The sequence below is a fragment of the Sorangium sp. So ce367 genome (assembly GCF_051520455.1).
GTDB classification, from domain to species: domain Bacteria; phylum Myxococcota_A; class Polyangia; order Polyangiales; family Polyangiaceae; genus Sorangium; species Sorangium cellulosum_B.
This window is the reverse complement of the sequence record NZ_CP150334.1, coordinates 12,224,124-12,250,966: the sequence shown is the minus strand read 5'-3', so window position 1 is coordinate 12,250,966 and position 26,843 is coordinate 12,224,124. Positions and strand designations below refer to the sequence as shown.

The following is a 26,843-nucleotide window of genomic DNA, read 5'->3' as shown; positions in this document are numbered from 1 at the left end:
CCGGTGACCAGAAGCCGTGACCTGCTGGCCGGGTATCGTGCAATTTGTGCGTTTCTCCCGGGAAAACGCGGGCTGCGCCCTCCCGCCGGCCCCCCGCGCGCCGGCCTCGGCCGCGGCCCCGCGGGGCATCCCCGGCGCCGTCGCGCGGTCACGCGGGCACCTCGCCCGCCGCCGGGGCCGCCCCCTTGCCGCCCGCTCTCCCGGCCCGTAGGGTGACGGCGCCGTGCCCCTCACCCAGCTCCGCCGAAGCGCCGGCGCCGCCCCCCGCGACCTGACCGCCTTCCTGCCGACGACCCGGGAGGAGATGCGCGCGCGGGGCTGGGACGCGCTCGACATCCTGCTCGTCAACGGCGACGCCTACGTCGACCACCCCGCGTTCGGCGCCGCGATCATCGGCCGCTTCCTCGAGGGGCGCGGCTTCCGGGTCGGCATCGTCTCCCAGCCCCGCTACCAGGACACGAGCGACCTCCTGCGGATGGGCGTACCCCGGCTCATGGTCGGGGTCACCGCCGGCAACCTCGACTCGATGCTGAACAAGCTCACCGCGCAGAAGAAGGTCCGCAGCGAGGACCAGTACTCGCCGGGCGGGCAGGTGGGCCTCCGCCCCAACCGGGCCTCGATCGTCTACGCGAACCTCTGCCGCCAGGCGTTCCCGGGCGTCCCCATCGTCCTCGGCGGCATCGAGGCGTCGCTGCGGCGCATCGCGCACTACGACTACTGGTCCGATCAGGTCCGCCGCTCGGTCCTGCTCGACGCCAAGGCCGACATGCTCATCTTCGGCATGGGCGAGAAGGCCGTCTGGGAGGTCGCCGATCGCCTCCGGCGCGGCGAGCCCGTCCGGTCGATCCGCGACGTCAGGGGCACCGCCGTCCCCCTGCGCAAGGGCGAGTGGGAGCACATCGAGGGCTCGCGCTACGTCGCCGACGGCAAGGCGGTGATCCTCCCGAGCTACGAGGAGGTGGCCGCCGACAAGGGCGCCTTCGCGGAGATGTCGCGCGCCTTCCAGTTCGAGACGAACCCCGGCAACGCCCGCCCGCTGCTCCAGGCGCACGGCGCCGAGGCGGTGTACTTCAACCCGCCCGCGTTCCCGCTGGAGACGGGCCAGATGGACGCGCTCTACGACCTGCCGTTCACCCGGGTGCCGCACTGGTCGTACGACGCGCCGATCCCCGCGTACGAGACGGTGAAGCACTCGGTCGTCACGATGCGCGGCTGCTTCGGCGGCTGCACGTTCTGCTCGATCACCGAGCACGAGGGCCGGGTCATCCAGTCGCGCTCGGCCGACAGCATCCTGCGCGAGGTGCGGGCGCTGCGGCGCATGGACGGCTTCCGCGGCGTGCTCAGCGACCTCGGCGGACCGACCGCGAACATGTACCAGATGCGGTGCAAGGACGAGGCGATCGAGAACGCCTGCCGGCGGCTCTCGTGCGTCTTCCCGGAGGTCTGCGAGAACCTGAACACCGACCACGGCCCGCTGCTCAAGCTGATGAAGGCGGTGCGCGAGGAGCAGGGGATCAAGAAGGTCTTCATCGCCTCCGGCGTGCGTTACGACCTCGCGGAGCGGTCGCCCGAGTTCATCGAGGAGCTGGCCGCGCACCACACGGGGGGCCAGCTCTCGGTCGCCCCGGAGCACAACAAGAAGGACGTGCTCGACAAGATGAAGAAGCCGGGCATCGAGAGCTACGAGCGCTTCGCCGAGCAGTTCCGGTGCGCGAGCGAGGAGGCCGGCAAGAACCAGTTCCTCGTGCCCTACTTCATCTCGGGGCACCCCGGCTCGACGCTGCGGGACATGGTCGACCTCGCCATCTACCTGAAGAAGAGCGGGATGAGGCCGCGCCAGGTGCAGGATTTCATCCCGACGCCGATGTCGATGGCGGCCTGCATGTACCACACGGGGATCGACCCGCTCACGCGGGAGCCTGTGTACACGGCCAAGGACCTGCGCGAGAAGAAGCTCCAGAAGGCGCTGCTCCTCTACTGGGATCCGGCGCACCACGACGAGGCGCGGGAGGCCTTGATCAAGGCGGGCCGCGGGGATCTCATCGGCACGAAGCCGCACTGCCTCGTGCCGCCGGCGGCCGGCAAGGGGGCGCCGCCGCGCTACCTCGCCAAGGTCCGCGGGGAGCGCCGGGGGAAGCCAGCCGATGCGACACACCGCCGAAATCGATAGGGATCGGGCGTTCACCGCGAAGCTCGGCGATCGCGGGCTGTTCCCGCACCTCGCGCCGCTCGTCTACGTGAACCACGCGGGCATCTCGCCGCCGTCGCGGCCGGTGCGCCTCGCGATGATGGCGCTGCTCGACGACTACGCCGCGCAGGGGGCGGCCGCGTTCCCGGCCTGGTACGCGCAGCGGCTCCGCCTGCGGGAGAAGCTCGGCCGGCTCATCGGCGCGGAAGCCGAGGACATCGCGCTGGTCCAGAGCACGACGCGCGGGCTCACGGACATCGCGCTGTGCCTCCCCTGGCGGCCGCGGGACCGGGTGATCCTCTTCGAGGGGGAGTTCCCGGCCAACGTGACCCCGTGGCAGCGCGCGGCCGCGATCTTCGGCCTGGAGGTCGTCTTCCTGCCGCTCGGCGGCTTCGCGGACGGCAGCGGCTCGGGCCTCGCCCAGCTGGAGGACGAGCTCGAGCGCGGGGCGCGGCTCGTCGCGGTGAGCGCTGTGCAGTTCCAGACCGGGCTCAGGATGCCGCTCGCGGCGATCGGCGCGCTCTGCCGCGCGCACGGCGCCGAGCTCTGCGTGGACGCCGTGCAGGCGGTCGGCGCGACGCCGGTGGACGTCGAGGCGGCCGGGGTCGATTACCTCGCGTGCGGCGGCCACAAGTGGCTGATGGGGCTGGAGGGCACGGGCTTCCTCTACGTCCGCCGCGAGCGCCTGCCGTCGCTGCGGCCCGCGGTGGCGGGCTGGCTGAGCCACGAGGACGCCGTGAGCTTCCTGCTCCAGGGCCCGGGCAAGCTCCGGTACGACCGGCCGATCCGGCAGCGCGCCGACTTCGTCGAGGGCGGCAACCTCAATGCCGCGGGCTTCGCCGGCCTCGAGGCGGCGGTGGACCTCATCCTGCAGATCGGCGTCGAGCGCATCCACGAGCATGCGAACCGGTTCCTCGACCCGCTCGAGGAGGCGCTCCGCGAGCGCGGATGGGAGAGCCTGCGCCCGGGAGATCCCGCGCTGCGGGGTTGCTCGCTCGGGGTGAGGCCACCGGGCGGCGCCTCGGTGGTCGAGCTGTACCGCGAGCTCACCCGCCTCGGGATCGCCTGCGCCATCCCGGACGGCGTGCTGCGCTTCTCGCCGCACTGGCCCAACGCGCTCGACGAGTGGGAGCAGGTGCTGCTGTCGGCCGACGAGGCGCTCGGGCGGATCGCGACGAGGTGAGTCAGCGTCGCGCGCGGTGCGTCGGGCGATGCCGCCGCGATGAGACCTGAGAAAGCCGTGCGCGGAGACGCTGCAGCGCATGGCTTTCTCAGGTTTCATCGCGATGAGCGCGGTCAGGACCTCCTCGACGCGCTCTCCTGTACTGACTGGCCGTGGCGACAGGATGCGTCTTCCAGGCGCTGTGACCGAGTCAGCGATGGCGAGGTAGATCCTCGCGCGGCTGGGCCTCCCACTGGAAGTTCCGGAATACCGAGCGCGCGAACCTACGGAAGGGCTTGAAGTCAGCTTGCTGGCGGGCCGAAGATGTTCACGCTAGCGTGAAGCATGAACATGACGCGGCACAAGCACCTCAAGCTGGACCAGTCCAAGATTGATCGAGCCAAAAAGCTCCTCGGCGCGAAGACGGAGCAGGAGACGATCGAGCGGGCGCTCGATCTCGTCCTCGGCGAGGAGCCTATCCTGAAGGTCCACCGGCGCGTCAAGGCGGTCGGCGGCTTCGAAGATGCTCTTCGATGATCCTCCGGAAGGTCCTCCTCGATACGAACTTGTACATCGGCTGGCTGAACCGGGGGATCCACGAGGAGCTGATGACAGGGCCGGGACTCGTCCGGTATCTCTCCGCCGTCGTGCAGATGGAGCTCCGCGCCGGCGCCACCACCCTCCCGGCACGGCGGGCCGTCGATCATCTCTGCCGCGCGTACCGGAGCGCCGGGCGGATCGTCGTCCCGGACGCCGATGTCTTCGACCATGCTGGACGAACGTTGCGGCGGCTCCGCGAGGCGGGGCGTGAGGTGCGCCGAGCCTCGCTGGTCAATGACGTGTTGATCGCGCTCTCGGCACGTTCTCTCGGCGCCACCGTCCTGACAGCCGACGAGGACTACGATGCGATTCGAGCCGTCCTCGACTTCAAGCTGGAGCGGATCGTAGCCTAAGCGCGCCTCGGCGGCGCTGCTCGCCGAGCCCCTCACCCGCACCGTTTCGCTCGGGGATGTCGTTATCCGTTCTGTCGACATGTCGCATTTCGTGCTGCGGTTGTCTGACATCCACGCATTGCAGGGTCCACCTTCACACCACGGCCTATCGAGGTGGCGCCCTCCGCCCCTCAACGTCATCGATGTTCGCCCTCCTTGACACGCGCGAAACCGAAGCGGACGATGAGAACGGCAAATAAGGACGGGACTGTCCTTCACGTGATCTAACCATCCGCGTGCGCTCGTGCGCTGGGGGGCTCCGCAAGGCGCTCGGCAGCAGCGAGCCGCTGTGGACCGCCTTCCAATCCAAGCTCGGGTCATTGGCTCCGGCGCCGCACACGTCGCCGGTCCGTCAGGGTTTACCACCGACAGGGAGAGCCACATGCCGCGTCATAGAACATCCATTCATGCACTCTGGTTTTGCATCACCGCCGTCACCTCGTGCAGCGCGGAGGTTGATCCAGCGAGCACGGACAGCGCCGAAGAAACTCGGCCTCACGGGCAGCAGGGGCTCGACGCCGCGTCCCTGGAGCGCCGCGCGGCGTTCATCGCGACAGTTCAGAGACAGGCGTCTTCTGCGTACAATGTAAGCCACAACACAGCGGGCGCGCGCGCCGGGGTGAGCGCTCTGAATCCGGCGCACGGCCTCGTCTCCGAGTTCACGTCGGCCGGCGTCGCCGTGACCCGCGAGGGCTCGGTGAGCGCGGGTCGAATCACGATGAAGCTCGCGCGTTATGGCTGCGAGGGGGCGCTCGTCCCCCTGGACGTCGCGGCCGAGCCGCGCGGATCAGACAACCGCGTCGAGCTCAGGCACCTAGCCCGGTCCGCGGGCCTGAGCGTCACGGAGTGGTACCTGAACGGCCCCCTCGGGCTGGAGCAGGGCTTCTCCCTGGATTCGCCGCCTCCATGCCGTCGCGACGGCGAAGGCAAGGTGGAGCTCGAGATCGCGCTCGGGGGGGATCTCTCGCCGGAGCTATCGGAGGACGGCCAGTCGGTGGAGCTCTTGGACGAGGCCGGCGCGGCCGTGCTGCGGTATGCCGATCTCGTCGTTCAGGACGCGCGCGGGAGCGTGCTTCCGGCGGAGATCAAGCTGAGCGACGCGAGCCTCTCGATCGTGGTGGACGACACCGGCGCGGCCTATCCGCTCGAGGTCGACCCGCTCATCGCCACCGAGCAACACGTGCTCTACGCCAGCAACGCTGCGAGCGACGACGCTTTCGGGTGGTCCGTGGCCATCTCGGGGAACACCGCGGTGGTCGGCAGCCTGGACGCCGAAGCAGCTTACGTGTTCGTGCGCAGCGGCGCGTCGTGGACCCAGGCGGCCGTGCTCGCGCCCAGCGATGGCCTGCCGGGCGATCGCTTCGGCGCGTCCGTCGCCATCGACGGGGATACGATCGTCGTCGGGACCTTCTCTTACCCGGCGAATCACGGCGCTGCGTACGTGTTCGCGCGCAGCGGCAACGTGTGGCAAGAGCAGCAAAAGCTCGTCGCGCAGGACAACCCGCGCCGCGACAACTGGTTCGGATATGCCGTCGCCGTATCGGGCAGCACGATCATGGTCGGGGCGCCCTACGATAGCGGCCCGATGGTTGATGGTCCCGGCGCTGCGTACATCTTCGCCCGGAGCGGGGCCGCGTGGGCCCAGCAGGCCAAGCTCGTCCCCGGCACCGACACCTTCGACCAAGGCTCGACCGTCGCCCTGAACGGCGACACCGCGGCCATGGGGGGAGAGTGCGATGACGGGGTTGACTTCAACGCGGGCTGGGATCGTCCGTGCCAGGTTCACGTATTTGCCCGTGCCGGCAACACCTGGTCCGAACAAGCCATTCTTTACCCGCCGATCGGAGCGACACCGCACTACAGGTTCGGCGCCTCGCTCTCGTTGAGCGCGGAGACGCTGGCGGTCGGCACCACCGTCTACGATGAGCGCGGCCCCGACAGGACGGCCGCCGTGGTCTTCGCGCGCAGCGACGGCGCGTGGACCCAGCAGGCCATGCTCTACCGCAACGACGTCGACACGCCGGACTATGGCGGCTGGGGTCGCAGCGCCAGCGTCGCCGTGTCCGGGGACAGGTTGATCCTCGGCGGAAGTCACGACGGCGGGCAGGGACCGAGGATCTTCGCCAGGACCGGCGGCGTATGGACGCCGCAGAGCAAGGTCGAGAGCTCCACGTGGAACACGTGGGATGTTCGTGTAGCGCTCTCGGGAGACACGCTGATCGCCGGCACATGGGCCGATGGCGTTCGCGGCGAGGGCGCAGGCGCCGCTCACGTCTTCCAGGTGAAAGAGGTTCTGCCGGCTCACCTCGTGGGAGCCCGCGCTTTCGTCGAACGTGCCGCCGACAAGCCGTTCGTGCTCGACAGCGCCGACACCAACAGGTTCGGGGCGCCGAGCAGCATCGATTGGGTGAGCTTCACCGGGACCACGCAGGGCGCAACGCTGTTCACCCTGTCCCTCTTGCATGAGGATCCCACGCTGACGACCTCGATCCTCCGCGGCTGGTGGGGCTCCACGAGCCCTACCTCCACGAGCCTGTACGGTCAGGTCGTGGCCGGGAACCACTTCAAGCGGATCTCGAAGATCGGCGACATTCTGCCTGGCGATCTGCTGGTCATCCACTACACGGACGGCGGCTCGGGACACACCGCGATCGTCGACGCGTCCCCGACCGCCATCGCGCCGGCCGAGCCCGTCGTCTCCGGCACGACCCAGTATTCGCTCCGGGTCATCGACTCGACGAGCACCGCCCACGGGTGCACCACGGACCCGAGCACGGGAGACACGCGATGGGTGCCGGCCGATCCAACCAAGCCCTGCCGCGGCGGGAGCACGGACGGCGGCGCGGGCAGGGGCACCATGCGTATTTACGCCGTCTCCCAGGGCCGGGCGAACGCCGGGGACCTCACCGGGTACAGCTGGAGCCTCACCTCGGGTTCCGCGTACTTCCCGCAAACCGGCGCGCGGCCCCACGTGATCGGCCGGCTCGTCCGCTGACCTCGCTCACCGCCCCCGCTCGTAGTCGAGCGCGGCCTTCTCCACGACGTCCCAGTCCCGCGCGGCCCGCTCGGCCTCGGCCACGAGGTCCGCGGTGAACAGCGTGAGCCCCCAGATGCCGTTGTCTCGCCGCCGGAACGGGTACCGCGTGCCGCGCGCCGTCTCGACCGTGGCCCGCTCGCCCGTCACCTCCACCTTCCCGATGCCGGACAGGTCGCGCCGGAGGCGCGCGATGAAGCCCTGCTTCGTGGCCATGTCGACCCACACGTCCGCCCCGTCCTCGGCCATCGCGTGCGCGCGGTACTGCTCCAGCAGGCGCGCGCGCTCCGGCTCCGGGTAGCTCGCCTCGATCCGCTCGCTCGCCTTCCGCCGGTAGTCGCGGATGGTGTACGCCGCGTGCTGCGCCCGGTCTTCGAGGTACGAGAAGCACGCGCGCGGATCGCTGACGCCGATGCTGTACGCGATGCGGAGATAGGCGCCCTCGGGCGTCGTGTCCGGCGGGAACTGGTTGAGCTTGAGCCAGACGAGCACGAGCGCCAGCACGCCGACGGCGGCGGCGCCCCAGGCGATGGCACGGCGACGGGTCATGTCCGGCTCATCTCTCGCTCTCTCGAACCGCCCGGCACGCTAGTCGAGGTGCCCGCCGAACTGCAGATAGAGCGACGTCACCCGCCCCCGGTCGAACGCGGGCCCGAGCGGCTCGTCCAGCGCGAGGAGCAGGCCGGCCCGCATGAAGAAGGTCTTCTGGCTGTCGTACACGAAATACGGCAGCAGCGAGACCTGTCCCTGATCGTCGTAGACCGACGACGGCACCCACACCGTCTGGAGCGCCACGCCGCCGCCGAAGCCGGAGCGGCTCTGGAACTCGGGCTCGACCTTGGCCTGGAACACCGCTTCGAGATCGTCAGAGTCGTCGATGAACCCGCGCCGGACGCCGTCCCCCACCGGGATGAAGAACGTGAGGTCCCCGCCCGCCCGGAGCACGAAGGACCTCCCGAAGCGGTACTCGATGCCGCCTAGGCCGCCCACCGGGAGCGCGTTCGCCGCCCAGAGGTGCAGATCGTAATAGGCCATCGCCGACGCGCTGAAGCCCCTGGCCACGTGCCAGTCGTAGCCGTCGACCGCGCCGAGCGGCAGCCCGGCGCGGCCGCCCGCGTACCACGTGAGCTTGCGGGCAATGTCCGAGTAGTAGAGCGTGAACGTCGGGTTGCCGAGCGCGGCGCGCGACTGGCGGTCCGGATCCTCGAAGTCCCCCGGGCCGTCGAACGAGAGCGCCAGCGGGAACTTCAGGTTGATGAACAGATCCGGCGACGGCTCGAACTGCACGAAGGGGACGGCGGCGAGCGAGGTGCCGAGATCACGGGCGCTCCACAGGTAGAGATCCACGCCTGCGTCCGAGCGGTGCACCGGCGGATGCCAGGCGTGCGCCTCGGAAGGGGCGGCGAGGAGCGGAGCAGCGGCGGAGACCGCCAGGGCGAATGCTTGAAGCCATCGGGGCGTGCTCATCTCGAGAACTGCCCTACCGAGATCCGCGCCGCGCCGTCAACCGCGTCGAGCCCCCCTTCCTGAGAAGCCGGAGCGCCCCTACGATGCGCCCCATGTCCCGCACGAGACCAGAGGCCCCATTCCTCGACGCGCTCCGGCGTTCGATCCTCGTGTTCGACGGCGCGATGGGCTCGCTGCTCTACGAGCGCGGGGTGTTCGTCACCCAGAACTTCGAGCAGCTGAACGTCGCGCGCCCCGATCTCGTGAAGAAGATCCACGCCGAGTACGTCGCGGCGGGCGCGAACGTCATCGAGACGAACACCTTCGGCGCCAACAGGTTCCGGCTCGAGCGGTACGGGCTCGTCAACGAGGTCCGCAACTTCAACCTCGCGGGCGCGCGCCTCGCGCGCGAGATCGCGGGCGGCGACGCGTACGTCGCCGGCTCGATCGGCCCGACGGGGCTCGTGCCCGGCGTCGCCACGCGCGACGACCTCGCCGCCGCGTCCGCCACGTTCGCCGAGCAGGCCGGCGCGCTCGCCGAGGGCGGCGCCGACCTCCTGATCCTTGAAACATTTCGCCATCTTGACGAGATCAAGCTCGCCATCGACGCGGCGCGGTCGGCCGCGCCGGGGCTCCCGGTCCTCGCGTCGATGACGTTCGACACGAGCGGCGTCGCGGCAGACGGCAGCGAGCCGGAGCGCGTCGCGCGGACGCTGCGGGACTGGGGGGTCGAGCTGCTCGGCGTCAACTGCGGCGACGGCCCGCAGCTGTCGCTCGCCATGGCGGAGCGGATGGCGACCGCGGGGCTCCCGCTCTGCGTGCAGCCGAATGCGGGCCTGCCCCGCACGGTCGACGGCCGCCAGCTCTACATGGCGACGCCCGAGTACTTCGACGTCTTCGCCCGCCGCATGATCCAGGCCGGCGCGGCGATGATCGGCGGCTGCTGCGGGACCACGCCGGAGCACGTCCGGTGGATGGCCAAGTCGGCCCGCATGCTCCGGGGCGGCGCCGCGCCCGAGGCCGCCGCGCGCCCGCACATCACGATGGACGCGCCCACGGGGCTCGAGCCCACGCCGCTCGGCGAGCGGAGCCCCCTCGCGGCGAAGATCGCCGCCGGCAAGTTCGTGGTCTCCGTCGAGGTGAACCCGGCGCCAGGCCTGAACCCCGAGAGCGCGCTGAGCGCCGCGAAGATGCTCATCGACAGCGGCGTCGACGTCGTGAACGTCGCCGACGGCCCGCGCGCCACGGCGCGGATGACGAACCTCGCCTTCTGCTCGCTCCTGGTCCAGCGCTACGGCATCGAGCCGATCCTGCACGTCTGCGGCCGCGACCGGAACCTCATCGGCCAGATGGCGCACCTGCTCGGCGCCCACGCGATCGGCATCAAGAACCTCGTCATCATCACGGGCGATCCGCCGAAGATCGGCGACTACCCGGAGGCGACCGCCGTCTACGACCTCGACTCCATCGGGCTGCTCAACATGGCGAGCACGATGAACCGCGGCCTCGACCCGGCCGGCAAGCCGATCCCGGGCGGCAAGACGTCGTTCCTGCTCGCCACGGGGCTCGAGCCCGGCGCCCAGGACCTCGACAAGGAGATCGCGCGTCTGGAACGGAAGCGCGCGGCGGGCGCCGACATCATCATGACCCAGCCGATCTTCCACCAGGATCTGCTCGAGAAGGTGCTGCGGCGCATCGAGCACCTGGGCATGCCGGTGCTCGTCGGCGTGCTGCCGCTGGTCAGCCACAAGAATGCCGAGTTCCTCCACAACGAGGTGCCCGGCATGCAGATCCCGGACGAGATCCGCGAGCGCATGCGCAAGGTCCCGGCCGGCCCCGAGGCGCGCAAGGAGGGGGTGAAGATCGCCCGCGAGATGCTCTTCTCGGTGCGCGACCGGGTGCAGGGGGCCTACCTGATGCCGCCCCTCGGCAAGTACGAGCTGGCGCTCGAGGTGCTCGACGGCCTCAAGACGGGCTGATCCGCCCGGCGGCCCGCCCCGGCGCACGAGTTCTTGCTTGCAGCGCCGGGCGCCGCGCGGGGAAACTCCGCGGAGATGTCCATCGAGTACCGGCTCCACTCGCGCTGCGCCTGCGGCTCCGTGCTGTCGTCGTCCGAGTTCGCCGCCGCGTCGCGGCCCTTCACGCTGGCCGGGACGAGGCGCGTCTACGAGCGCTCGCGCCCCTTCACGATCCGGCACATCGCCCTCGATCTCGCCCTCGACGTCGAGGCGCGCTCGATCCGCGGCACGGCGCGGCTCGACGCGGTCCGCGTCGACCCCGGCGCGCGCGAGATCGCGCTCGACGCCATCGGCTTCGACCTCGAGGCGGTCGAGATCAGCGCCGGGGCCGGGCGCGCCGCGAAGCCCAAGCGCGGCGCGGGCAAGGCGGCGAGCGGCGCGTTCCAGCCGGCCGAGCACACGTACGACGGCGAGACGCTCCGCGTCGCCGTGCCGCTCGACGAGGCCGAGGTGTCGATCCTGGTCCGGTACCGGGCGACGCCGCGGCGGGGGATCTACTTCCTCCAGCCGGACGAGCACGTCCCCGACCGCCCGCGCCAGGTCTGGACGCAGTGTCAGGACGAGGACGCGCGCCACATCTTCCCGTGCATCGACAAGCCCCATATCAAGCAGACGACCGAGCTCCGCGCGCAGGTGCCGCCGGGCTGGTACTGCCTGTCGAACGGCGAGCTCGAGGGCGACGCGAGATCGCAGAAGGAGGGCGTCTATCACTACCGGCTGGACGAGCCTCACCCGAGCTACCTGTTCACGCTCGTGGCGGGCGAGTTCGCCCGCATCGACGGCGCGGCGCTCGACATCCCGCTCGCGTACTTCGTGCCGAAGGGGCGCGAGGAGGACGGCCGCCGCACGTTCGCGCGCACGCCGGACATGATCCGCCACTTCAGCGAGAAGCTCGGCGTCAAATATCCCTTCCGCCGCTACGCGCAGGTGGTGGTGAGCGACTTCATCTTCGGGGGGATGGAGAACACGACCGCCACCACGATGTACGAGCACATCCTGCTCGACGAGCGGGCGGCGCTCGACATCTCGTCGGACGATCTCATCGCCCACGAGCTCGCGCACCAGTGGTTCGGCGATCTGGTGACCTGCCGCGACTGGTCGCACGGCTGGCTCAACGAGGGATTCGCGACGTTCATGGAGCACGTCTATCGGGAGCACCACCTCGGCGCCGACGAGTACGATCACGGCCTGAAGGCCGATCTCGACTCGTACCTTGGCGAGGCGCGCGGGCGTTACCGGCGGCCCATCGTCTGTCAGGACTACGAAGCGCCGCTCGACATCTTCGATCGACACCTCTACGAGAAGGGCGGGCTCGTGCTCCACCTGCTCCGCCGGGAGCTCGGAGACGACCTCTTCTGGCGCGGGGTGAGCACCTACCTGACGCGCCACGCGCGCGGGGTCGTGGAGACACGGGATCTCGCCCGCGCGCTCGAGGACGTGAGCGGCAAATCGCTGGAGCGCTTCTTCGAGCAGTGGGTCTTCCGCGCCGGGCACCCCGAGCTCGACGTGAAGATCGAGATCGAGGGCGACCAGTGCACCGTGACGGTGAAGCAGGCGCAGGCGGCCGGGCAGCCCAGCCGGGAGCACGCGCTCCAGCCGGACGCCTCGACGCCGCCCGTCTTCGCGTTCGACCTGGTGCTCGATTTCGGCTTCACGGAGGGCAAGGGCTCGATGACGCGGCGCGAGGTGCGGCGCGTGGATCAGGCGGCGCACACCTTCGTCATCCCGCTCCCGCGGCGGCCTCGCCTCGTGGTGGTGGATCCGGACCTCAGGATCCTGGGCGAGGTCCGGGTGGACGCGCCCGGCGATCTCCTGCGGGCGCAGCTCGCCCACGCGCCCACGGCGCGCGGCCGCATGCTTGCCGCGAAGCCGCTCTCTCGGCGCGACGACCCGCCGACGGCGCGGGCGCTCGGGCAGTCGCTCTCGGACGCGAGCGAGTTCTGGGGGGTGCGCGCCGCCGCCGCGGCCGCGCTCGGCGCGCTCCAGTCGAGCGCGGCGTTCGCGCTGCTCGAGGGCAGCGCGGGCGTGGAGCACCCGAAGGTGCGCCGGGCGGTCGCGAGCGCGCTCGGCAGCTTCCGCTCGGCCAAGGCGGCGGAGGTCCTCGGCAAGCTCGCCCTGCGCGACGCGAGCTACCTGGTGCAGGCCGAGGCGGCGCGCGCGCTCGGGGCCACGCGGCAGAGCTCGGGGTTCGAGACGCTGGTCGATCTGCTGGATCGCCCCTCGTGGGGCGAGGTCATCCGCTGCGGCGTGATCGACGGGCTGGCCAACCTGCGGGACGAGCGCGCCGTGCCGCACCTGACGGCCCGCACGCGGTACGGCGTCCCTACGCGGGGGCGGCGGGCGGCGATCATGGCGCTACCGAAGCTCTCCAGCGATCGGCGGACGCGCGAGCTCCTCGAGGAGCTCCTCGATCAGCCGGATCCGTACCTCCGGGTCGACGTCGCGCGCGCGCTGGGCGATCTCGGCGATGGCCGGGCGCGGGGCGCGCTCCAGCGGCAGCTCGACCGCGATCTCGACGGGCGGGTCCGGCGTCGGATCCGCGAGGTCCTGCGCGATCTCGGCGGGGCGGGCAAGCGCGAGCTGGATCGGCTGCGGGACGAGCTCGAGGCGCTGCGGCGCGACAACGCGGAGATCAGGGCGCGGCTGGGCAAGCTCGAGGCGGCGAGCGCCAAGGCGAAGAAGGCGACCGACGCCAAGTGAGCGAGCCTCTTTGCCGCGCCGCCGCGGTCGACTAGGCAGGATCCATGTCGGAAGCCACTCCCGTGAAGCTCGACCGGCGTGGCGCGGTCGCGGTGCTCACCATCGATCGGGCGGATCGCCGCAACGCGCTCTCCCGGGACGCGCTGCTCGCGTTCGGCCGCCTCGGGCGCGAGCTCGTGGACGACCCGGAGGTGCGCGCGATCGTGATCACGGGCGCCGGTGACAAGGCGTTCTGCGCCGGCGCCGACCTCAAGGAGCGGCAGGGCATGAGCCCCGACGACGTCCGTCGCCAGGTGGGCCTGTACCGGACCGACCTCGGGGTGCTCGCGCGGAGCCCGAAGCCGGTGATCGCGGCGATCAACGGCGTCGCGTTCGGCGGGGGGCTGGAGCTGGCGCTGATCTGCGATCTCCGGGTGGCGGCGCCGCACGCCGAGCTCGCGCTGCCGGAGACGTCGCTCGGCATCATCCCGGGCGCGGGCGGCACGCAGCGGCTGCCGCGGGTCGTCGGCGAGGCGCGGGCGAAGGAGATGATCCTGCTCGGCAGGAGGCTCACCGCGCCCGAGGCGCTCGCCTGGGGTCTCGTGAACCGGGTGTCGCCCGAGGGCACGCCGGTGGTCGACGACGCGATCGCGTGGATCGAGCCGATCGCGAGCGGCGCGCCCATCGCGCAGGCCGCGGCGCTCGGGGCGATCGACGACGGCTATGACGTGCCGCTCTCGCTCGGGCTCGAGATCGAGCGGGTCCACTACGACGAGACGCTGCGCAGCGAGGATCGGCTGGAGGCGCTGCGCGCGTTCGCCGAGAAGCGGAAGCCGGTCTACAAGGGGCGGTGAGGGCGGCGAGCGGCGGTGACGGCGGGCGCTCTGCTCGCGTTGGGAGCGGCCGCGCGGCGCGCGCTGGCCCGCTGGTGAAGCTCGTGCGACCGCCTTCGTGCTAGCCTTGTCCGCATGGATCCCAAGCCGACCGGCGCCGCGCTCCTGCTCGCCCCGGCCGCCCGGGGCGGCGCGGCGGTGAGGTTCCCGCCCGCGGAGCCTCAGCGGGCGCATTTCCCCGCCGTCGATGAGCACCTCGTGGCGCCCGAGGTGACGCGCGACGAGCTGATCCGTGGGCGCAAGGTCGTCGCGGCGCCGGCGCTGGAGCCGCACGCCGAGCAGCAGGTGCGGCTGGATTTCCTGATCGCGCCGCACCTTCGGCCCGGCTACATCGGCGCGGCCGATCTCATCACCCGCGTCGCCGAGGGCTCGGATTTCGCCACCGACCTCTCCATCCGCAGGGCGGGGACCGATCCGGCGACGGGGCGCCGGTATCTGGAGGAGCTCTCGTTCGAGATCGTCAACGAGCAGTCGATGCGGGACGCGCGCGAGAAGGCCGAGGATCTCGTCGTCCGGGGCGTGCGCCGCGTCTTCGCCATCTTCGTCAAGCGCGACGAGGTCGCCGAGTGGTCGGCGGCCGAGGGGCGGTTCGTGCCGCTCGCGCCTGACGCGACGATCGAGGATCTGTGCTTGGTCCGTCCGGTCCCCGTCCGCGCGTTGCTTGACGGCGCGGCGGCTGAGCGTGAGGTCGTCCGCGCGCTGGAGCGCAAGGGCAATTCCGAGATCGAGGCCATCAAGGCCCGCGAGCGAAAGGCAGCGCTCGATGAGGGGCGGCGCGCCGGGCTCGATGAGGGGCGGCGCGCCGGGCTCGACGAGGGGCGGCGCGCCGGGCTCGACGAGGGCCAGCGAGCCGTGCTGCTGCGCCAGCTCCGGGCGCGGTTCGGAGAGGTTCCCGAGGCGAGGCGGGAGCAGGTCTTCGCTGCGTCCGGGGAGCGGCTCGCGGAATGGGCCGAGCGGATCCTGACGGCCAGGACGCTGGACGAGCTCTTCGAAGGCTGAAACGCCGCACATCGCGAGCGACTCAGCAGATGCATCGACATCTCGCTCGCTGAGAATGGCAATTGCAACATTGAATTCGCCTTGATGTTTGATGGCCGAAGCTCCTCGGAGAGCGCGCGGACGCCGCAAGCTCCCGAGAGCACGATTGGCTCACACGCAAAGCGCAACACCTGAAACCTGGCCTCAGCGCCGAGACCACTACAGCCCGTCGGTCGGCTGCCGCAGCACCTCGACCTTGCCCTCCAGCCGCTTCGACACCCATACCTTGTTGTTCCGGTCGACGATCACCGCCCCGCAGTCCTCGATCGACTCGACGAGCGCGAGCCCCTTCTCGGCGCCCAGGATGAACACCGCGTCATCGATGGCGTCCGCGGTCAGCGCGTCCTTTGCCCAGATGGTCACGCTCCGGCTCTCGGACGCCGGGAAGCCCGTCCGCGGATCGATGATGTGGTGATAGCGCCTGCCGTCCTTGATGAAGCTCCGCTCGTAGTCGCCCGCCGTGGAGAACGCGTGGTCCTCCACCTCGATCATGGCGAAGTAGTCGTTCGCGTCCTTGCCGCGCGGGTCCCGCACCCCTGCCCTCCACGGCGACCCGTCCGGCTTCTTTCCGGCGATGTACAGGTCACCGCCGGCCTGCACGAAGAACGACGTCAGCCCCTCCCCGCGCAGCACCCGCGCCGCGGCGTCGACGGCGTAGCCCTTCGCGATCCCGCCGAGGCTCATCCGCATCCCGGGCATCTCGAGCATCACCGTGCGCCGCGCGCGATCGATCTTGATCTGCCTGTGATCGATGAGCGCGCGCGCCCGCTCGACGTCTTCCTTGCGCGGCACGTTGTCGTCGATGTCCTCGTCGAACTTCCAGAGCCCGTGCATCGCCTCGAAGGTGACGTCGAAGACGCCCTCGGAGCGCTCGCTGATCCAGAGGCTCTTCTCGATCACGGCGAGCGACTCCGGGCTCACCTCCACCGCGCCCTTCCCGGCCGCCGCGTTGACCCGCGACAGCTCGCTGTCCGGCCGCCAGGTCGTCATGAGCCCCTCGAGCCTGCGGATCTCGGCGATTGCCTTGTCCAGCCGGGCCCTGATCGCCGCCTCATCCATCGCCTCGCTCGTGTAGGCGGCGAGGAGCAGGCTCGTGCCCATCGCCCTCGCCTCGACCGCGACGCGGGCAGGCCCGGCCTGCGTCGGGGCGGCCTGGGCCGGCAGAGGCGCCGCGCTCGCGCTCGAGGCGGCCGGCCCGGCCTCCTGGCGCGCGCGTGGGCGCGCGTCGCAGGCAGCGAGCGCGAGGCAGGGGCAGAACCAGAAGAAGAGGAGCGGAGAACAGCGCGGTCCGTGCATTCGAGGGTCCTGGCTCCGTGAGAAGTCCCGACAGCGTGGCGGCCCGGCGTGCGAGCGTGCGAGCGTGCGAGCGTCACCACCGGGCGCCGTCGGCGGAGCTCCTCCGCCAGCGCCACCATGGCCCGGGCGAGGCGCGCGGATCCAGAGTAGTATCGCTCGCCCCTATGAACCTCGACCCGAGCCGCATCCAGCGTGACATCGACGACCTCTCCCCGGACCTCCGCGAGATCGCCGCGCGCATCCACGCGAACCCCGAGCTCCGGTTCGAGGAGCACAGGGCCGCGGCCTGGCTCGCCGAGGCCGTCGAGAAGCGCGGCATCCAGGTCGAGCGGGGGCTCGCCGGCATGCCCACCTCGCTCCGCGCGCGCATCGGGCGAGGCGGGGGTCCGCACCTCGCCATCCTCGCCGAGTACGACGCGCTCCCGGAGATCGGCCACGCTTGCGGGCACAACCTGATCGCGGCGGGTGCGCTCGGCGCGTTCCTCGCGCTGGCGCGGCAGAAGGACGCCGTGGCCGGCACCATCGATCTGGTCGGGACGCCCGCCGAGGAGGGGGGAGGCGGCAAGATCAGGCTGCTCGAGGCGGGCGCCTTCGAGGGCGTCGACGCCGCGATGATGTTCCACCCGTTCGACCGCGACCTGCTCGCGCACGACACGCTGGCCAGCGCCTGGATCGAGCTCCAGTTCCGCGGCAAGCCGTCGCACGCCGCGCTCGCGCCGTGGGACGGCAATAGCGCGCTCACGGCCTGCCTCGACACCTTCCGGCTGATCGACGGCCAGCGCGTCCACTTCCGCGACGGCGTCCGGGTGCACGGGTTCATCAAGAACGGCGGTCAGGCGGTCAACATCATCCCGGAGCTCGCCGTCGCCGAGTTCTCGGTCCGCGCCCTCGACACCGAGGAGCTCGCCCGCGTGCGGGCGATCGTGGAGCGCTGCGCCCGCGGCGCGGCCATGGCGAGCGGGGCCGAGCTCACGCTCGTCGACCAGGGCGGCTACAAGAACATGGTCAACAACCGGAAGATGGCGCGCCGCTTCGGCGAGCACCTGCGCGCCCTCGGCCGCTCGCCGCTCGAGATGGACCCCGCCGTCGGCACCGGCTCGACCGACATGGGCGACGTGTCCCACGCGCTCCCCGCCATCCATCCGTGGATCGCGATCTGCGGCAAGGGAGAGACGACCTGCCACCAGCACGCGTTCGCCGCGCGCGCCGCGAGCCCCGCCGGCCAGGACTCGATGCTGATCGCCGCCAAGGCCATGGCGATGACGTGCGCCGATCTCCTGCTCGATCCCGAGCTGCGGCAGGGCGTGCGCGAGGAGTTCGCGCAGCGGAAGGCCGGGGCGAGCGCGCGCTAGTTCCCTCGGGGCTCCGCCCCGAACCCCGGCGCGTTCAGCCGTCGTCCTGAAGGGGGTTCCCGAGATCGTCCATCAGCCCGGTCCCCCCCTCGATCGGGATCGCCCGCGCCAGGGCGACCCGCTCCAGCATCACCGACAGCGCGATCCTGTCTCCGACGTCCGGCAGCCAGGTGCGGGACCCATCCCAGAGATCGAGCCGGATGTTGCTCGACGGCGCGGTCCCGCTGACCGCGGCCGCGGCGCCGGCGCCCGCCTGCGCGGAGGGCACCGCCATCCGGTCGATCTGCGACCAGGCGAAGCGCCGCACGCGCGGCACGCCGAAGGTGAGCAGCTCGCGCAGCTCGATCCCTTCCGGGTGCACGACGACCCCCCGCATCTGCTCGCGCAGCACCATCGCCAGCGCGCTCACGCACAGGACGATGGCGCACACGCTGGAGGAGACGAGCCGGTGGCGATCGCCCTCGACGACGTACTGGAAGATCCGGGAGCTCGAGGGAGCGTTCTGGCCGTAGAAGATCACCGCCGAGACGCCGAGGGCGAAGGTCAGGTAAAGCAGCGCCGGGAGGCGCTCCTTCAGCGGCGGCCCGAACGCGATGCGCTTCTCGGGCCTGTACGTCATGTCAAAGCCGGGAGGTCTGGAGGGACGCGCCATAGACTCGTAGTCTACACGGCGGGGGAGCCGACGCTTGGGTCCGCCCCCTCGACCGGGCCGCCTCGGGCCGGGCCGCGCCGCGCTCCCGGCGACCCACCTTCGGGCGATGGGCTGAAACCCATTGCCGGGCGATGGCTGAACGGACATGAAGGGGCGTCCCGACGGCGTCCCGTCGACCCCTCCTGGAGCCTCCCATGCACGATCGCTTCCTGCGCGCCTGCCGGCGAGAGCCGACCGATGTCACGCCCGTGTGGTTCATGCGCCAGGCCGGCCGGTACATGGCCGAGTACCGGGAGCTCAGGAAGAAGTACACGCTCCTCGAGATCTGCAAGACGCCCGAGCTCGCGCTCGAGGTGACGCTCCAGCCGCTGCGGCTCGGGATGGACGCGGCGATCCTCTTCGCGGACATCCTGCTGCCGCTCGAGCCGATGGGCGCCCCCTTCGAGTTCGCGAAGGGCGAGGGCCCGGTGATCCACGAGCCCGTGCGCGATCGGGCCGGCATCGAGCGGCTGCGGGTGTTCGAGCCCGAGGAGGGCCTCGGCTACGTGCTCGACGCCGTCCGCCTCATCCGCAAGGAGCTGGACGGCAAGACGCCGCTCATCGGCTTCGCCGGCGCGCCGTTCACCATGGCGAGCTACCTGGTCGAGGGGGGCAAGTCGAGCGACTACCGGCTCACGAAGCAGCTGATGTGGAGCGACCCCGAGGCGTGGTCGGCGCTGATGGGCAAGATCTCCGAGGTCGTCCGCCGCCTGCTGCGCGCCCAGGTCGCCGCGGGCGCCCAGGCGGTGCAGCTGTTCGACTCGTGGGTCGGCTCGCTCTCGATCGACGACTACCGCGAGCACGTGCAGCCGCACGTGCGGCACATCCTCCGCGACCTCGAGGCGACCGGGGTCCCGGTCATCCACTTCGGCACGAACACGGGGGCGCTCCTGGAGGCGCAGCGCGACGCCGGCGGCACGGTCATCGGCGTCGACTGGCGCACGCCGCTCGACAAGGCGTGGCAGCGCATCGGGTACGATCGTGCGGTGCAGGGCAACCTCGATCCGCTGCTGCTCTGCGCGCCGCGCGCCGTCGCCGAGCGCCGCGCGCGCGCGGTGCTCGCGGAGGCCGGCGGGCGCGCCGGGCACATCTTCAACCTCGGCCACGGCATCATCCCGGAGACGCCGGTCGATACGGTCAAGGCGGTCATCGATCTCGTCCACTCCATCCCGCGCGCGTCGCTCCAGGGCGAGCCGGATCGCTGACGCCGCGCATCGCGCCGCGGCGTCGACCGGGATCGTGCGGCGGGCGCCAGGCTGCGCCGGCGCATCGCGCCGCGCCAGCGCATCGCGCCGCGTCGCTGACCAGGATCGTGCGGCGAGGAGCGAGGCCGCGCCGCCGCCTGGCCCTGATGAAGAAGCCGCATCGGCGCCTCACCGTCGAGATCTCAGACCCCCTCCCGGGGTGATATGGTCCAGCCGCGAGCATGTGCGAGCTCCTCGGGATGGAGTGCAACGTCCCCACAGACATCGTCTTTTCGTTCAACGGCCTCCGGCAGCGGGGCGGCCGCACCGGTCCCCACGCTGACGGTTGGGGCCTCGCGTTCTTCGAGGGGCGCGCCGCGCGCGTGTTCCTCGATCCGAGCCCCGCCGCCGAGAGCCCGCTGGCGCGATTCCTCAGCGAGACGCCCATCAAGACGCTGCTCGCGATCGGCCACATCCGGCGCCGTACCCGCGGCGACGTGCTTCTCGCCAACACGCACCCGTTCGTGCGCGAGCTCTGGGGACGCCACTGGGTCTTCGCGCACAACGGCACGCTCCCTCGCGTCCGGCGCCGCGCGCTGGGCCGCTTCAACCCCATCGGAACGACCGACAGCGAGCACGCCTTCTGTTACCTGCTGGAGGGCCTCCGCAGCTCGTTTCCCGGCTATCCGCGCCGGCCCAGCGAGCTCTGGGAGGCGGTCGCGGCGCTCGGCGGCGAGCTCGGCCAGGACGGCACGTTCAACTTCCTGCTCGGCGACGGGCGCCACCTCTTCGCCCGCTGCGCAACCCGGCTCTGTCACATCATCCGCAAGGCCCCCTTCGGCATCGCGACGCTCCTGGACGACGATGTCCGCGTCGACTTCTCGGCCGTCACGACCCCGAAGGATCGGATCGCGGTGGTCGCGACGAGCCCGCTCACCGCGAACGAGACCTGGACCACGGGACGACCGGGCGAGCTCTGGGTATTCGACGGCGGCGAGCTGCGCGCGACGCTGTCGTCGCTCGCCTGACCAACGCGCCACCGCGGGGTCCACCTCTCGCGCGCCGTCGTGCCGCGGCCTGGAGATGGGCACGGCAGCCTGAAAAGAAAAACGCCGCGACGGACCTGGGGGGGGAAGGTCTCCGCCGCGACGCAGGTCTATCCTACGCACCCTGTGTGCCAAGTCAACTAACCGGCACGCTGGCGGGGCCGCTGCGCGGTCGCGGCGCACTCGGTTCCGCTCCGTTCCGCTCCGCTCCGTTCCGCTCGGTTCCGCTCCGCTCCGCTCCGCTCGGTTCCGCTCCGCTCCGCTCCGCTCGGTTCCGTTCGGTTCCGCGCCGCTTCACGCCGTTCTGCTCGGCTTCGCTCGGTTCCGCTCCGGTGCAGCTCCGTTCCGTGCCGCTTCGCTCCGTTCCGCTTCGTACGGTTCCGGTCCGCTGCGTTCCGCTTCGCTCAGTTCAGCGTTGTGATGCGCCCTGGTTTTGAGGCAGAACTCACAGAGCCTCGTCCCCGCAGAACGCGGACATGCCAGGCGAACAGACACATCGTGTTCCAGCAAACCATTCTCTCCCTTGCCGGCTCAATCGCTCGCCGGACGGGTGGCGGCGCGCTCGGGAAACGCATAGAGAGACCCGCGTCCTCGGCAGCTCGGGCTGCACAAGAGGAAAGAGATGGGGCGTCAACTGCGATAGCAGCGCACAGCGCCCCACAAGGCGCATCGGCGAGCACCGGCGGTGCGGCGCGGCGTGAGCGGCAGCAAACGGCGGCGAGGGGCGCGGACGGCGTGCGGGGAACAAGCCGAGAACGTGGAAGGGCGCAACGAGCGCAACGAGCGCAACGAGCGCGACGGAGCGCAGAGGGCGACGTAGGCCGTTGTCGGGTCGGGAAGGCGGAGGAAGCACTGAAGACGGCTCCGCCCGGATGGCCGTCTTGACGGGAGTCGGGGCATGTCAGTACGCTTTGACGTTGGGCGAGCTAGGGCATATCGAACCGTTGCATCGCGACCGAAGAGCCACGCCCGGGTAGGTTCCGTCTCGGGAAGAGCTCGAACGATGTCGAGGCTAGGTCGCACGACGGGTTGGGCTGAGCGCGCGTGAGTGACTTCGACGAAAAGACTCGTGTAACGCAGGTGGTCCAGCCCCCACCGGGCGGCGGCAGCAAGAACACGACCGACTGCCTGGTCGTGATCTACACGAAGGAGCCCACGCTGCTCGGCAAGCGGTTCGTGCTGGAGAACAACCCGACGCGGGTCGGTCGCGGCGCGGACAACCACATCGTGCTCGACGGCGACTCCGTGTCACGAAGGCACGCCCATTTCGAGCAGCGGCCGAGCGCCTGGATGGTCGTCGACGATGGGAGCACCAACGGGACGTACTGCAACGATGAGCAGATCTCCCGCGAGGTGGTGCTGAAGAACGGAGACCGGGTGAAGATCGGCCCCACGATCTTCAAGTTCCTCTCCGGCGCCGACGTGGAGGCGCAATACCACGAAGAGATCTACCGGATGACCATCATCGATGGTCTCACGCAGATCCACAACAAGCGCTACCTCTACGAGGCGCTCGAGCGCGAGATCATCCGCGGCCGCCGCCACGAGCGGGACCTCGCGATCCTCCTGTTCGACATCGACCACTTCAAGCGCATCAACGACGTCCACGGCCACCTGGCCGGCGACTTCGTGCTGAAGGAGGTCGCGCGCATCGTGCAGAGCCGCATTCGCCGCGACGAGGTCTTCGCGCGCTACGGCGGCGAGGAGTTCGCCATCATCCTGCCGGAGACGTCCATCGAGGGCGCGGCGGCCCTCGGCGAGACCCTGCGTCAAAAGGTCGCGGAGCACCTGTTCGTGTTCCAGGCCGACAGCATCCGCGTGACGATCAGCGTCGGCGTGGCGCTCCTCCAGGAGGGCGATCGCACCGCGAACGACCTCATCAAGCGCGCGGACGAGCGCCTCTACCACGCGAAGAACAGCGGGAGAAACCGGGTGTGCGCCTGAGCAGCCGCCCGCGGGCGCGCTAGGTTCCGGCGGAGGAAGGACGATGCCGAACAGCGATCTGCCGCTGCCGGCGGCGCCGGACGCGGGCAGCGGCGCGGAGCTGCCCGCGATCCTGTCGCCGCCGCCTGGTCCCCTGTCGCGGAGCGCCCTCGAGCGCCTCGAGCGCGTCGAGTGCCCGGCGTTCGGCCGGCGGCGCGAGGCGCGGGCGCAGAAGAGCGGCGCCGACATGCTGCCGATCGTGCTGTCGCACGGGCGCGGCGCGAACGTCTGCGACGTCGACGGGAACCGCTACGTCGACCTGTGCGCCGGCTTCGGCGCGCTGCTGCTCGGGCACGCGGCGGCGCCGGTGCGGCGCGCGGCGGAGGAGCAGCTGTCGCGGCTGACCCTCGCGCTCGGCGACGTGTACTCGGCCGACGTGAAGATCGCCCTGCTGGAGCGCCTCGCGGCGCTGCACCCCGGGCCCTCGCCCATGGCGCTGCTCGGCCAGAGCGGCAGCGACGCGATCACCGCGGCCATCAAGACGGCGGCGCTCTCGACGGGACGGCCGGGGCTCGTCGCGTTCGAGGGCGCGTACCACGGGCTCGGGTACGCGCCGCTCGCGGCGTGCGGGCTGCGCGAGAGCTACCGGTCGCCCTTCGCGGAGCAGCTCAACCGGCGCGTGACGTTCGCGCCCTACCCGCGCGACGAGGCGGGCGCCGCGCGCTCGGTCGACGCCGTCGAGCTCGCGCTGCGCGGGGGCGACGTCGGCGCGGTCCTCCTCGAGCCGATCCTCGGGCGGGGCGGCTGCGTCGTCCCGCCCGACGCGTTCCTCTACGCGGTCTGCGAAGCGGCGCACCGGCACGGGGCGCTCGTGATCGCGGACGAGATCTGGACCGGCCTCGGTCGTTCGGGGGCGATGACGCGCACAGGAGAGCTCGGGGCGCCGGTCGATATCCTCTGCTTCGGCAAGGGGCTCGGCGGCGGGCTCCCCATCTCCGCGTGCGTGGCGCCCGAGCCCATCATGCGGGCGTGGGCGCGCGAGGGCGAGGTGGTCCACACCTCGACGCACTCCGGATCGCCCCTCGCGTCGAGCGCCGCGCTCGCGACGCTCGACGCCCTCGACGAAGGCCGGCTGGCCGCGCGCTCGCGCGACGTGGGCGCTCGCTTCCAGGCGATGCTGCGAGAGGCGCTCCCGCGCAGGGCAGGCGTCGTCGACGTGCGGGGCGCGGGGCTCATGGTCGGCGTCGAGCTCGAGAGCGCCGAGCTGGGGCTCCGGGCCATGCGCGGGATGCTGGCCGAAGGGTACCTGGTCCTCACGGGCGGGGTGCGCGGCGAGACGCTGACGCTGACGCCGGCGCTCACCATCCCCGAGGCGCTGCTCTCGGCCGCGGCCGGCGCGCTCGCGCGCGTGCTGACGACCTAGCGCGCGAGCGGAGCAGGACGCGCGTGCTATCCCGGTGCCCGTGGGACCGATAGACCAGAGCGAGGCGCTGCACCGCCGCGCGCGGGCGTTCATCGAGGCGTCGCTCGGCGTGGACGGGGCGGGCTCGACAGGGGCCGGCCGAGCGGCGGCCGCCGCTGCTCCGCAGGACCAGGGCGAGCGCGGGGCGCTCCCGGAGACCTTCGATGCGCTCGCGATCGCCCTCGCCCGGCACCAGGCCGCGCATTGCGCGCCGGTCGCCCGCCTGTTCGAGGCGCGCGGCGCGGACGTCGCCGCCATGGATCACGCGGCGCAGATCCCCGCTGTGCCGTGCGACGTGTTCCGGTTCGCGCGCGTCGCGGCCCACCCGCCGGAGGCGGACGAGCGCGTCTTCCGCACGAGCGGAACCTCTCTCGGCGCGGCGTCCCGCGGCGAGCACCCGTTCCGCACGACCGCCACGTACGAGCTGGCCGCGCTCGCGTGGGGGGAGCGCCTGCTGTGGCCCGACGGCGCGCGGCTCCGGGCGATCGTCCTCGCGCCGCCGCTCCACGAGGCGCCGGACTCGTCGCTCGGCTTCATGATCGACCGCTTCGCCGCGCGCCTCTCGGGGCCGGCGAGCTGGCACGTTCGCGGCGGCGAGCTGGACGCCGCAGGGTTCGCCCGCGCGTGCGCCGAGGCGCGCGCCTCGGGAGAGCCGGCGCTCGTGCTCGGCACGTCGTTCGCTTTCGTGCATCTGCTCGAGCACCTGCTCGAGGCGCGGCTGCCCGAGGGCGCAGCGCGGCTGCCCGAAGGGAGCCGGGTCATGCAGACCGGCGGCTACAAGGGCCGCTCGCGGGAGGTGCCCGCGGAGGAGCTGCGGGCGGCCATCGCGCGGGCGCTGGGGGTGCCCCTCTCGCACGTGGTGAGCGAGTACGGCATGACCGAGCTCTCCAGCCAGCTCTACGAGGGCACGCTCGCGGCGGCGCTCGCCGGCGCACCGGGCGCTGCGCCGGGGCTGTACCTCGCGCCTCCCTGGACGCGCGTCACCGCGGTGGACCCCGAGACGCTCGCGCCGCTCCCTGCGGGGGTGATCGGGCTCGCGCGGATCGTCGATCTCGCGAACGTCGACTCGGCGGTCGCCATCCAGACCGCCGACCGCGTGCGCGTCACCGCGGAGGGCGTCGAGCTCCTGGGCCGCGCGTCCGGGGCGCCGCCGCGCGGCTGCTCGATCGCGATGGACCAGATGCTCGGCGGCGGGGCGTGATGATGGACGACGGCGCGGCGCCGCGCCTCCGGGTCGAGCGCGCGGTCGCCGCGGCGGCGCGGATCGCGGACGCGCGCGATCCGCTGGGCGACGAGGCGCGCCTGCGGTTGCTTTCCACGAGCGGCCTCTCGCCCGAGGGCGTGGAGCTCGCGCTCGGCCGCCACCTCGAGGTCGCGCCGAGCCACGGCGAGCTCGACGCGCTCGTGGCGGCCTCGGGGCGCGCGCGCCGCTGCCACGTGGTCCTGGCGGCCAACGTCTGCACGGCGCCGCTGCGGGCCATCGCCGTCGCGACGGCCACAGCGCCGGAGGTCTTCGTGCGCCCGTCCCGCCGCGATCCGGTGATCGCGGAGCTCCTCGTGCGCGCGCTGCAGGCCGACGAAGGCTTCCGCCGCGCCGGCGGGGCCATCGCCCTGGTCGCGGACGTCGCGCTCGGGGACGCCGGGGCGGCGGCCGAGCGGGTTCCCGGGGATCTGCCGCACGCCGAGCTGCACGTCTACGGGTCGGACCAGACCGTGGCGACGCTGCGGGCCCAGGCCGGCCCGGGCGTGCTCGTGCGCGGGCACGGCGCCGGCCTGGGGCTCGCCGTCGTCGGCCTGGACGCGAACCTCGTCGAGGCGGCGCGGGACATCGCCGCGGACGTCGTGCCGTTCGATCAGCGCGGCTGCCTGTCGCCGCGCTTCGCGCTGGTGGAAGGCCCGGCCGAGCGCGCGGAGACGCTCGCGCGCGCCCTGCACGAGGCGCTCGAGGAGGCGGGCGCGCGCGTCCCGCGCGGGCCGCTCGACGGCGCCGCCCGCGCGGAGGTGACCATGTACCGGGCCACGCTCGAGGCCGTGGGCTCGTTCTGGGAAGGTCGAGGACACGGGGTCGGCCTGGATCCGGCGCCGCGATCGCTGCTGCTGCCGCCGGCGGCGCGCGTCGTCCACGTGGCGGCGAGCAGCGCCGAGGCCGCTCCGGCGCTGATCGCGCCGTTCCGCGGCGCGATCACCGCGATCGGCGCGGGCGGAGGCGGGACGCTCGCGCGCGCGGCGGCCGCGGCAGCCCCGCGCGCCCGGCTCTCCGCGCTCGGGCGGATGCAGCGCCCGCCCCTCGACGGCCCTGTCGATCTGCGGACGCCCTGACGTCCGGCGGCCCGCGCGGGCGGCTCGCGGCGAGCGCGCACGTCGCGCGGCCGCGGCGCCGTCCAGACCGCGACACGATCGGGGCGTGGTGGGAGCAAGGTGCGCTCGAGCGACGGTGTG

Annotated in this window: 20 protein-coding genes; 16 read left to right on the top strand and 4 right to left on the bottom strand. The window is 71.8% G+C overall.

Annotated features, from left to right (window positions below; genetic code table 11):
* Window positions 1–223: 223 nt before the first annotated feature.
* The 5 genes from WME97_RS46430 (at window position 224) to WME97_RS46410 (ending at window position 7,337) form a co-directional block, all read left to right on the top strand.
* Window positions 224–2,170, top strand: coding sequence for a YgiQ family radical SAM protein (locus tag WME97_RS46430; protein ID WP_437547510.1), 1,947 nt, complete (start codon window positions 224–226; stop codon window positions 2,168–2,170).
* On the top strand, window positions 2,145–3,371 hold the full coding sequence (locus WME97_RS46425; RefSeq protein ID WP_437547509.1) for an aminotransferase class V-fold PLP-dependent enzyme: 1,227 nt from the start codon (window positions 2,145–2,147) through the stop codon (window positions 3,369–3,371). The genes WME97_RS46430 and WME97_RS46425 overlap by 26 nt, the downstream gene beginning before the upstream one ends.
* A gap of 330 nt (window positions 3,372–3,701) precedes the next feature.
* Entirely contained in the window at window positions 3,702–3,887 is a 186-nt protein-coding gene (locus WME97_RS46420) for a hypothetical protein (protein ID WP_433930775.1), read from the top strand.
* A complete protein-coding gene (locus tag WME97_RS46415; protein WP_437547508.1) occupies window positions 3,884–4,303 on the top strand; it encodes a type II toxin-antitoxin system VapC family toxin in 420 nt (139 codons plus the stop codon). Before WME97_RS46420 ends, WME97_RS46415 begins: the two co-directional genes overlap by 4 nt.
* Window positions 4,304–4,961: 658 nt before the next feature.
* Window positions 4,962–7,337 carry an FG-GAP repeat protein gene (locus WME97_RS46410; RefSeq protein WP_437547507.1) on the top strand — a complete coding sequence of 792 codons (2,376 nt, stop codon included), beginning with the start codon at window positions 4,962–4,964 and terminating at the stop codon, window positions 7,335–7,337.
* A gap of 6 nt (window positions 7,338–7,343) precedes the next feature.
* On the opposite strand, the gene WME97_RS46405 is transcribed toward WME97_RS46410, so the two are convergent.
* Together WME97_RS46405 and WME97_RS46400 are read right to left on the bottom strand one after the other, a co-directional pair.
* The gene (locus tag WME97_RS46405) at window positions 7,344–7,925 is read right to left on the bottom strand and encodes a hypothetical protein (RefSeq protein WP_437547506.1); all 582 of its coding nucleotides are present in this window, start codon (window positions 7,923–7,925) and stop codon (window positions 7,344–7,346) included.
* A 39-nt stretch (window positions 7,926–7,964) separates the two neighbouring features.
* Complete coding sequence (locus tag WME97_RS46400) at window positions 7,965–8,843, bottom strand: hypothetical protein (RefSeq protein ID WP_437547505.1); 879 nt, start codon at window positions 8,841–8,843, stop codon at window positions 7,965–7,967.
* A 92-nt stretch (window positions 8,844–8,935) separates the two neighbouring features.
* Here WME97_RS46400 and WME97_RS46395 point away from each other — a divergent pair, with 92 nt between their 5' ends.
* The 4 genes from WME97_RS46395 (at window position 8,936) to WME97_RS46380 (ending at window position 15,411) form a co-directional block, all read left to right on the top strand.
* Window positions 8,936–10,801, top strand: coding sequence for a bifunctional homocysteine S-methyltransferase/methylenetetrahydrofolate reductase (locus WME97_RS46395; protein WP_437547504.1), 1,866 nt, complete (start codon window positions 8,936–8,938; stop codon window positions 10,799–10,801).
* Between the two features lie 75 nt (window positions 10,802–10,876).
* A complete protein-coding gene (locus tag WME97_RS46390; RefSeq protein ID WP_437547503.1) occupies window positions 10,877–13,540 on the top strand; it encodes a M1 family aminopeptidase in 2,664 nt (887 codons plus the stop codon).
* A gap of 44 nt (window positions 13,541–13,584) precedes the next feature.
* Window positions 13,585–14,373: an enoyl-CoA hydratase-related protein gene (locus tag WME97_RS46385; RefSeq protein WP_012241241.1), complete on the top strand. Its 789-nt coding sequence runs from the start codon at window positions 13,585–13,587 to the stop codon at window positions 14,371–14,373.
* Between the two features lie 114 nt (window positions 14,374–14,487).
* A complete protein-coding gene (locus tag WME97_RS46380; RefSeq protein ID WP_437547502.1) occupies window positions 14,488–15,411 on the top strand; it encodes a DUF4351 domain-containing protein in 924 nt (307 codons plus the stop codon).
* Between the two features lie 198 nt (window positions 15,412–15,609).
* Here WME97_RS46380 and WME97_RS46375 read toward each other — a convergent pair whose 3' ends face one another.
* Complete coding sequence (locus WME97_RS46375) at window positions 15,610–16,746, bottom strand: FAD:protein FMN transferase (protein ID WP_437547501.1); 1,137 nt, start codon at window positions 16,744–16,746, stop codon at window positions 15,610–15,612.
* A gap of 164 nt (window positions 16,747–16,910) precedes the next feature.
* Here WME97_RS46375 and WME97_RS46370 point away from each other — a divergent pair, with 164 nt between their 5' ends.
* The gene (locus tag WME97_RS46370; protein ID WP_437547500.1) at window positions 16,911–18,098 is read left to right on the top strand and encodes an amidohydrolase; all 1,188 of its coding nucleotides are present in this window, start codon (window positions 16,911–16,913) and stop codon (window positions 18,096–18,098) included.
* Between the two features lie 34 nt (window positions 18,099–18,132).
* Here the strand turns inward: WME97_RS46370 and WME97_RS46365 are convergent, their stop codons facing one another.
* Window positions 18,133–18,717 (bottom strand): hypothetical protein, encoded by a 585-nt coding sequence (locus WME97_RS46365; protein ID WP_437547499.1) that lies wholly within the window; start codon window positions 18,715–18,717, stop codon window positions 18,133–18,135.
* A gap of 227 nt (window positions 18,718–18,944) precedes the next feature.
* Here WME97_RS46365 and hemE point away from each other — a divergent pair, with 227 nt between their 5' ends.
* The 6 genes from hemE (at window position 18,945) to WME97_RS46335 (ending at window position 26,723) form a co-directional block, all read left to right on the top strand.
* Window positions 18,945–19,994 (top strand): uroporphyrinogen decarboxylase, encoded by a 1,050-nt coding sequence (gene hemE, locus WME97_RS46360; protein ID WP_437547498.1) that lies wholly within the window; start codon window positions 18,945–18,947, stop codon window positions 19,992–19,994.
* A 221-nt stretch (window positions 19,995–20,215) separates the two neighbouring features.
* Entirely contained in the window at window positions 20,216–21,001 is a 786-nt protein-coding gene (locus WME97_RS46355; RefSeq protein WP_437547497.1) for a class II glutamine amidotransferase, read from the top strand.
* Window positions 21,002–22,063: 1,062 nt separating this feature from the next.
* Window positions 22,064–22,963, top strand: a complete 900-nt coding sequence (locus tag WME97_RS46350) for a GGDEF domain-containing protein (protein WP_012241235.1) — start codon at window positions 22,064–22,066, stop codon at window positions 22,961–22,963.
* A 43-nt stretch (window positions 22,964–23,006) separates the two neighbouring features.
* Window positions 23,007–24,365, top strand: coding sequence for an aspartate aminotransferase family protein (locus WME97_RS46345; RefSeq protein ID WP_437547496.1), 1,359 nt, complete (start codon window positions 23,007–23,009; stop codon window positions 24,363–24,365).
* A 40-nt stretch (window positions 24,366–24,405) separates the two neighbouring features.
* Complete coding sequence (locus WME97_RS46340) at window positions 24,406–25,605, top strand: acyl-protein synthetase (protein ID WP_437547495.1); 1,200 nt, start codon at window positions 24,406–24,408, stop codon at window positions 25,603–25,605.
* On the top strand, window positions 25,605–26,723 hold the full coding sequence (locus tag WME97_RS46335) for an acyl-CoA reductase (protein ID WP_437555631.1): 1,119 nt from the start codon (window positions 25,605–25,607) through the stop codon (window positions 26,721–26,723). Before WME97_RS46340 ends, WME97_RS46335 begins: the two co-directional genes overlap by 1 nt.
* The last annotated feature ends 120 nt before the right edge of the window (window positions 26,724–26,843 follow it).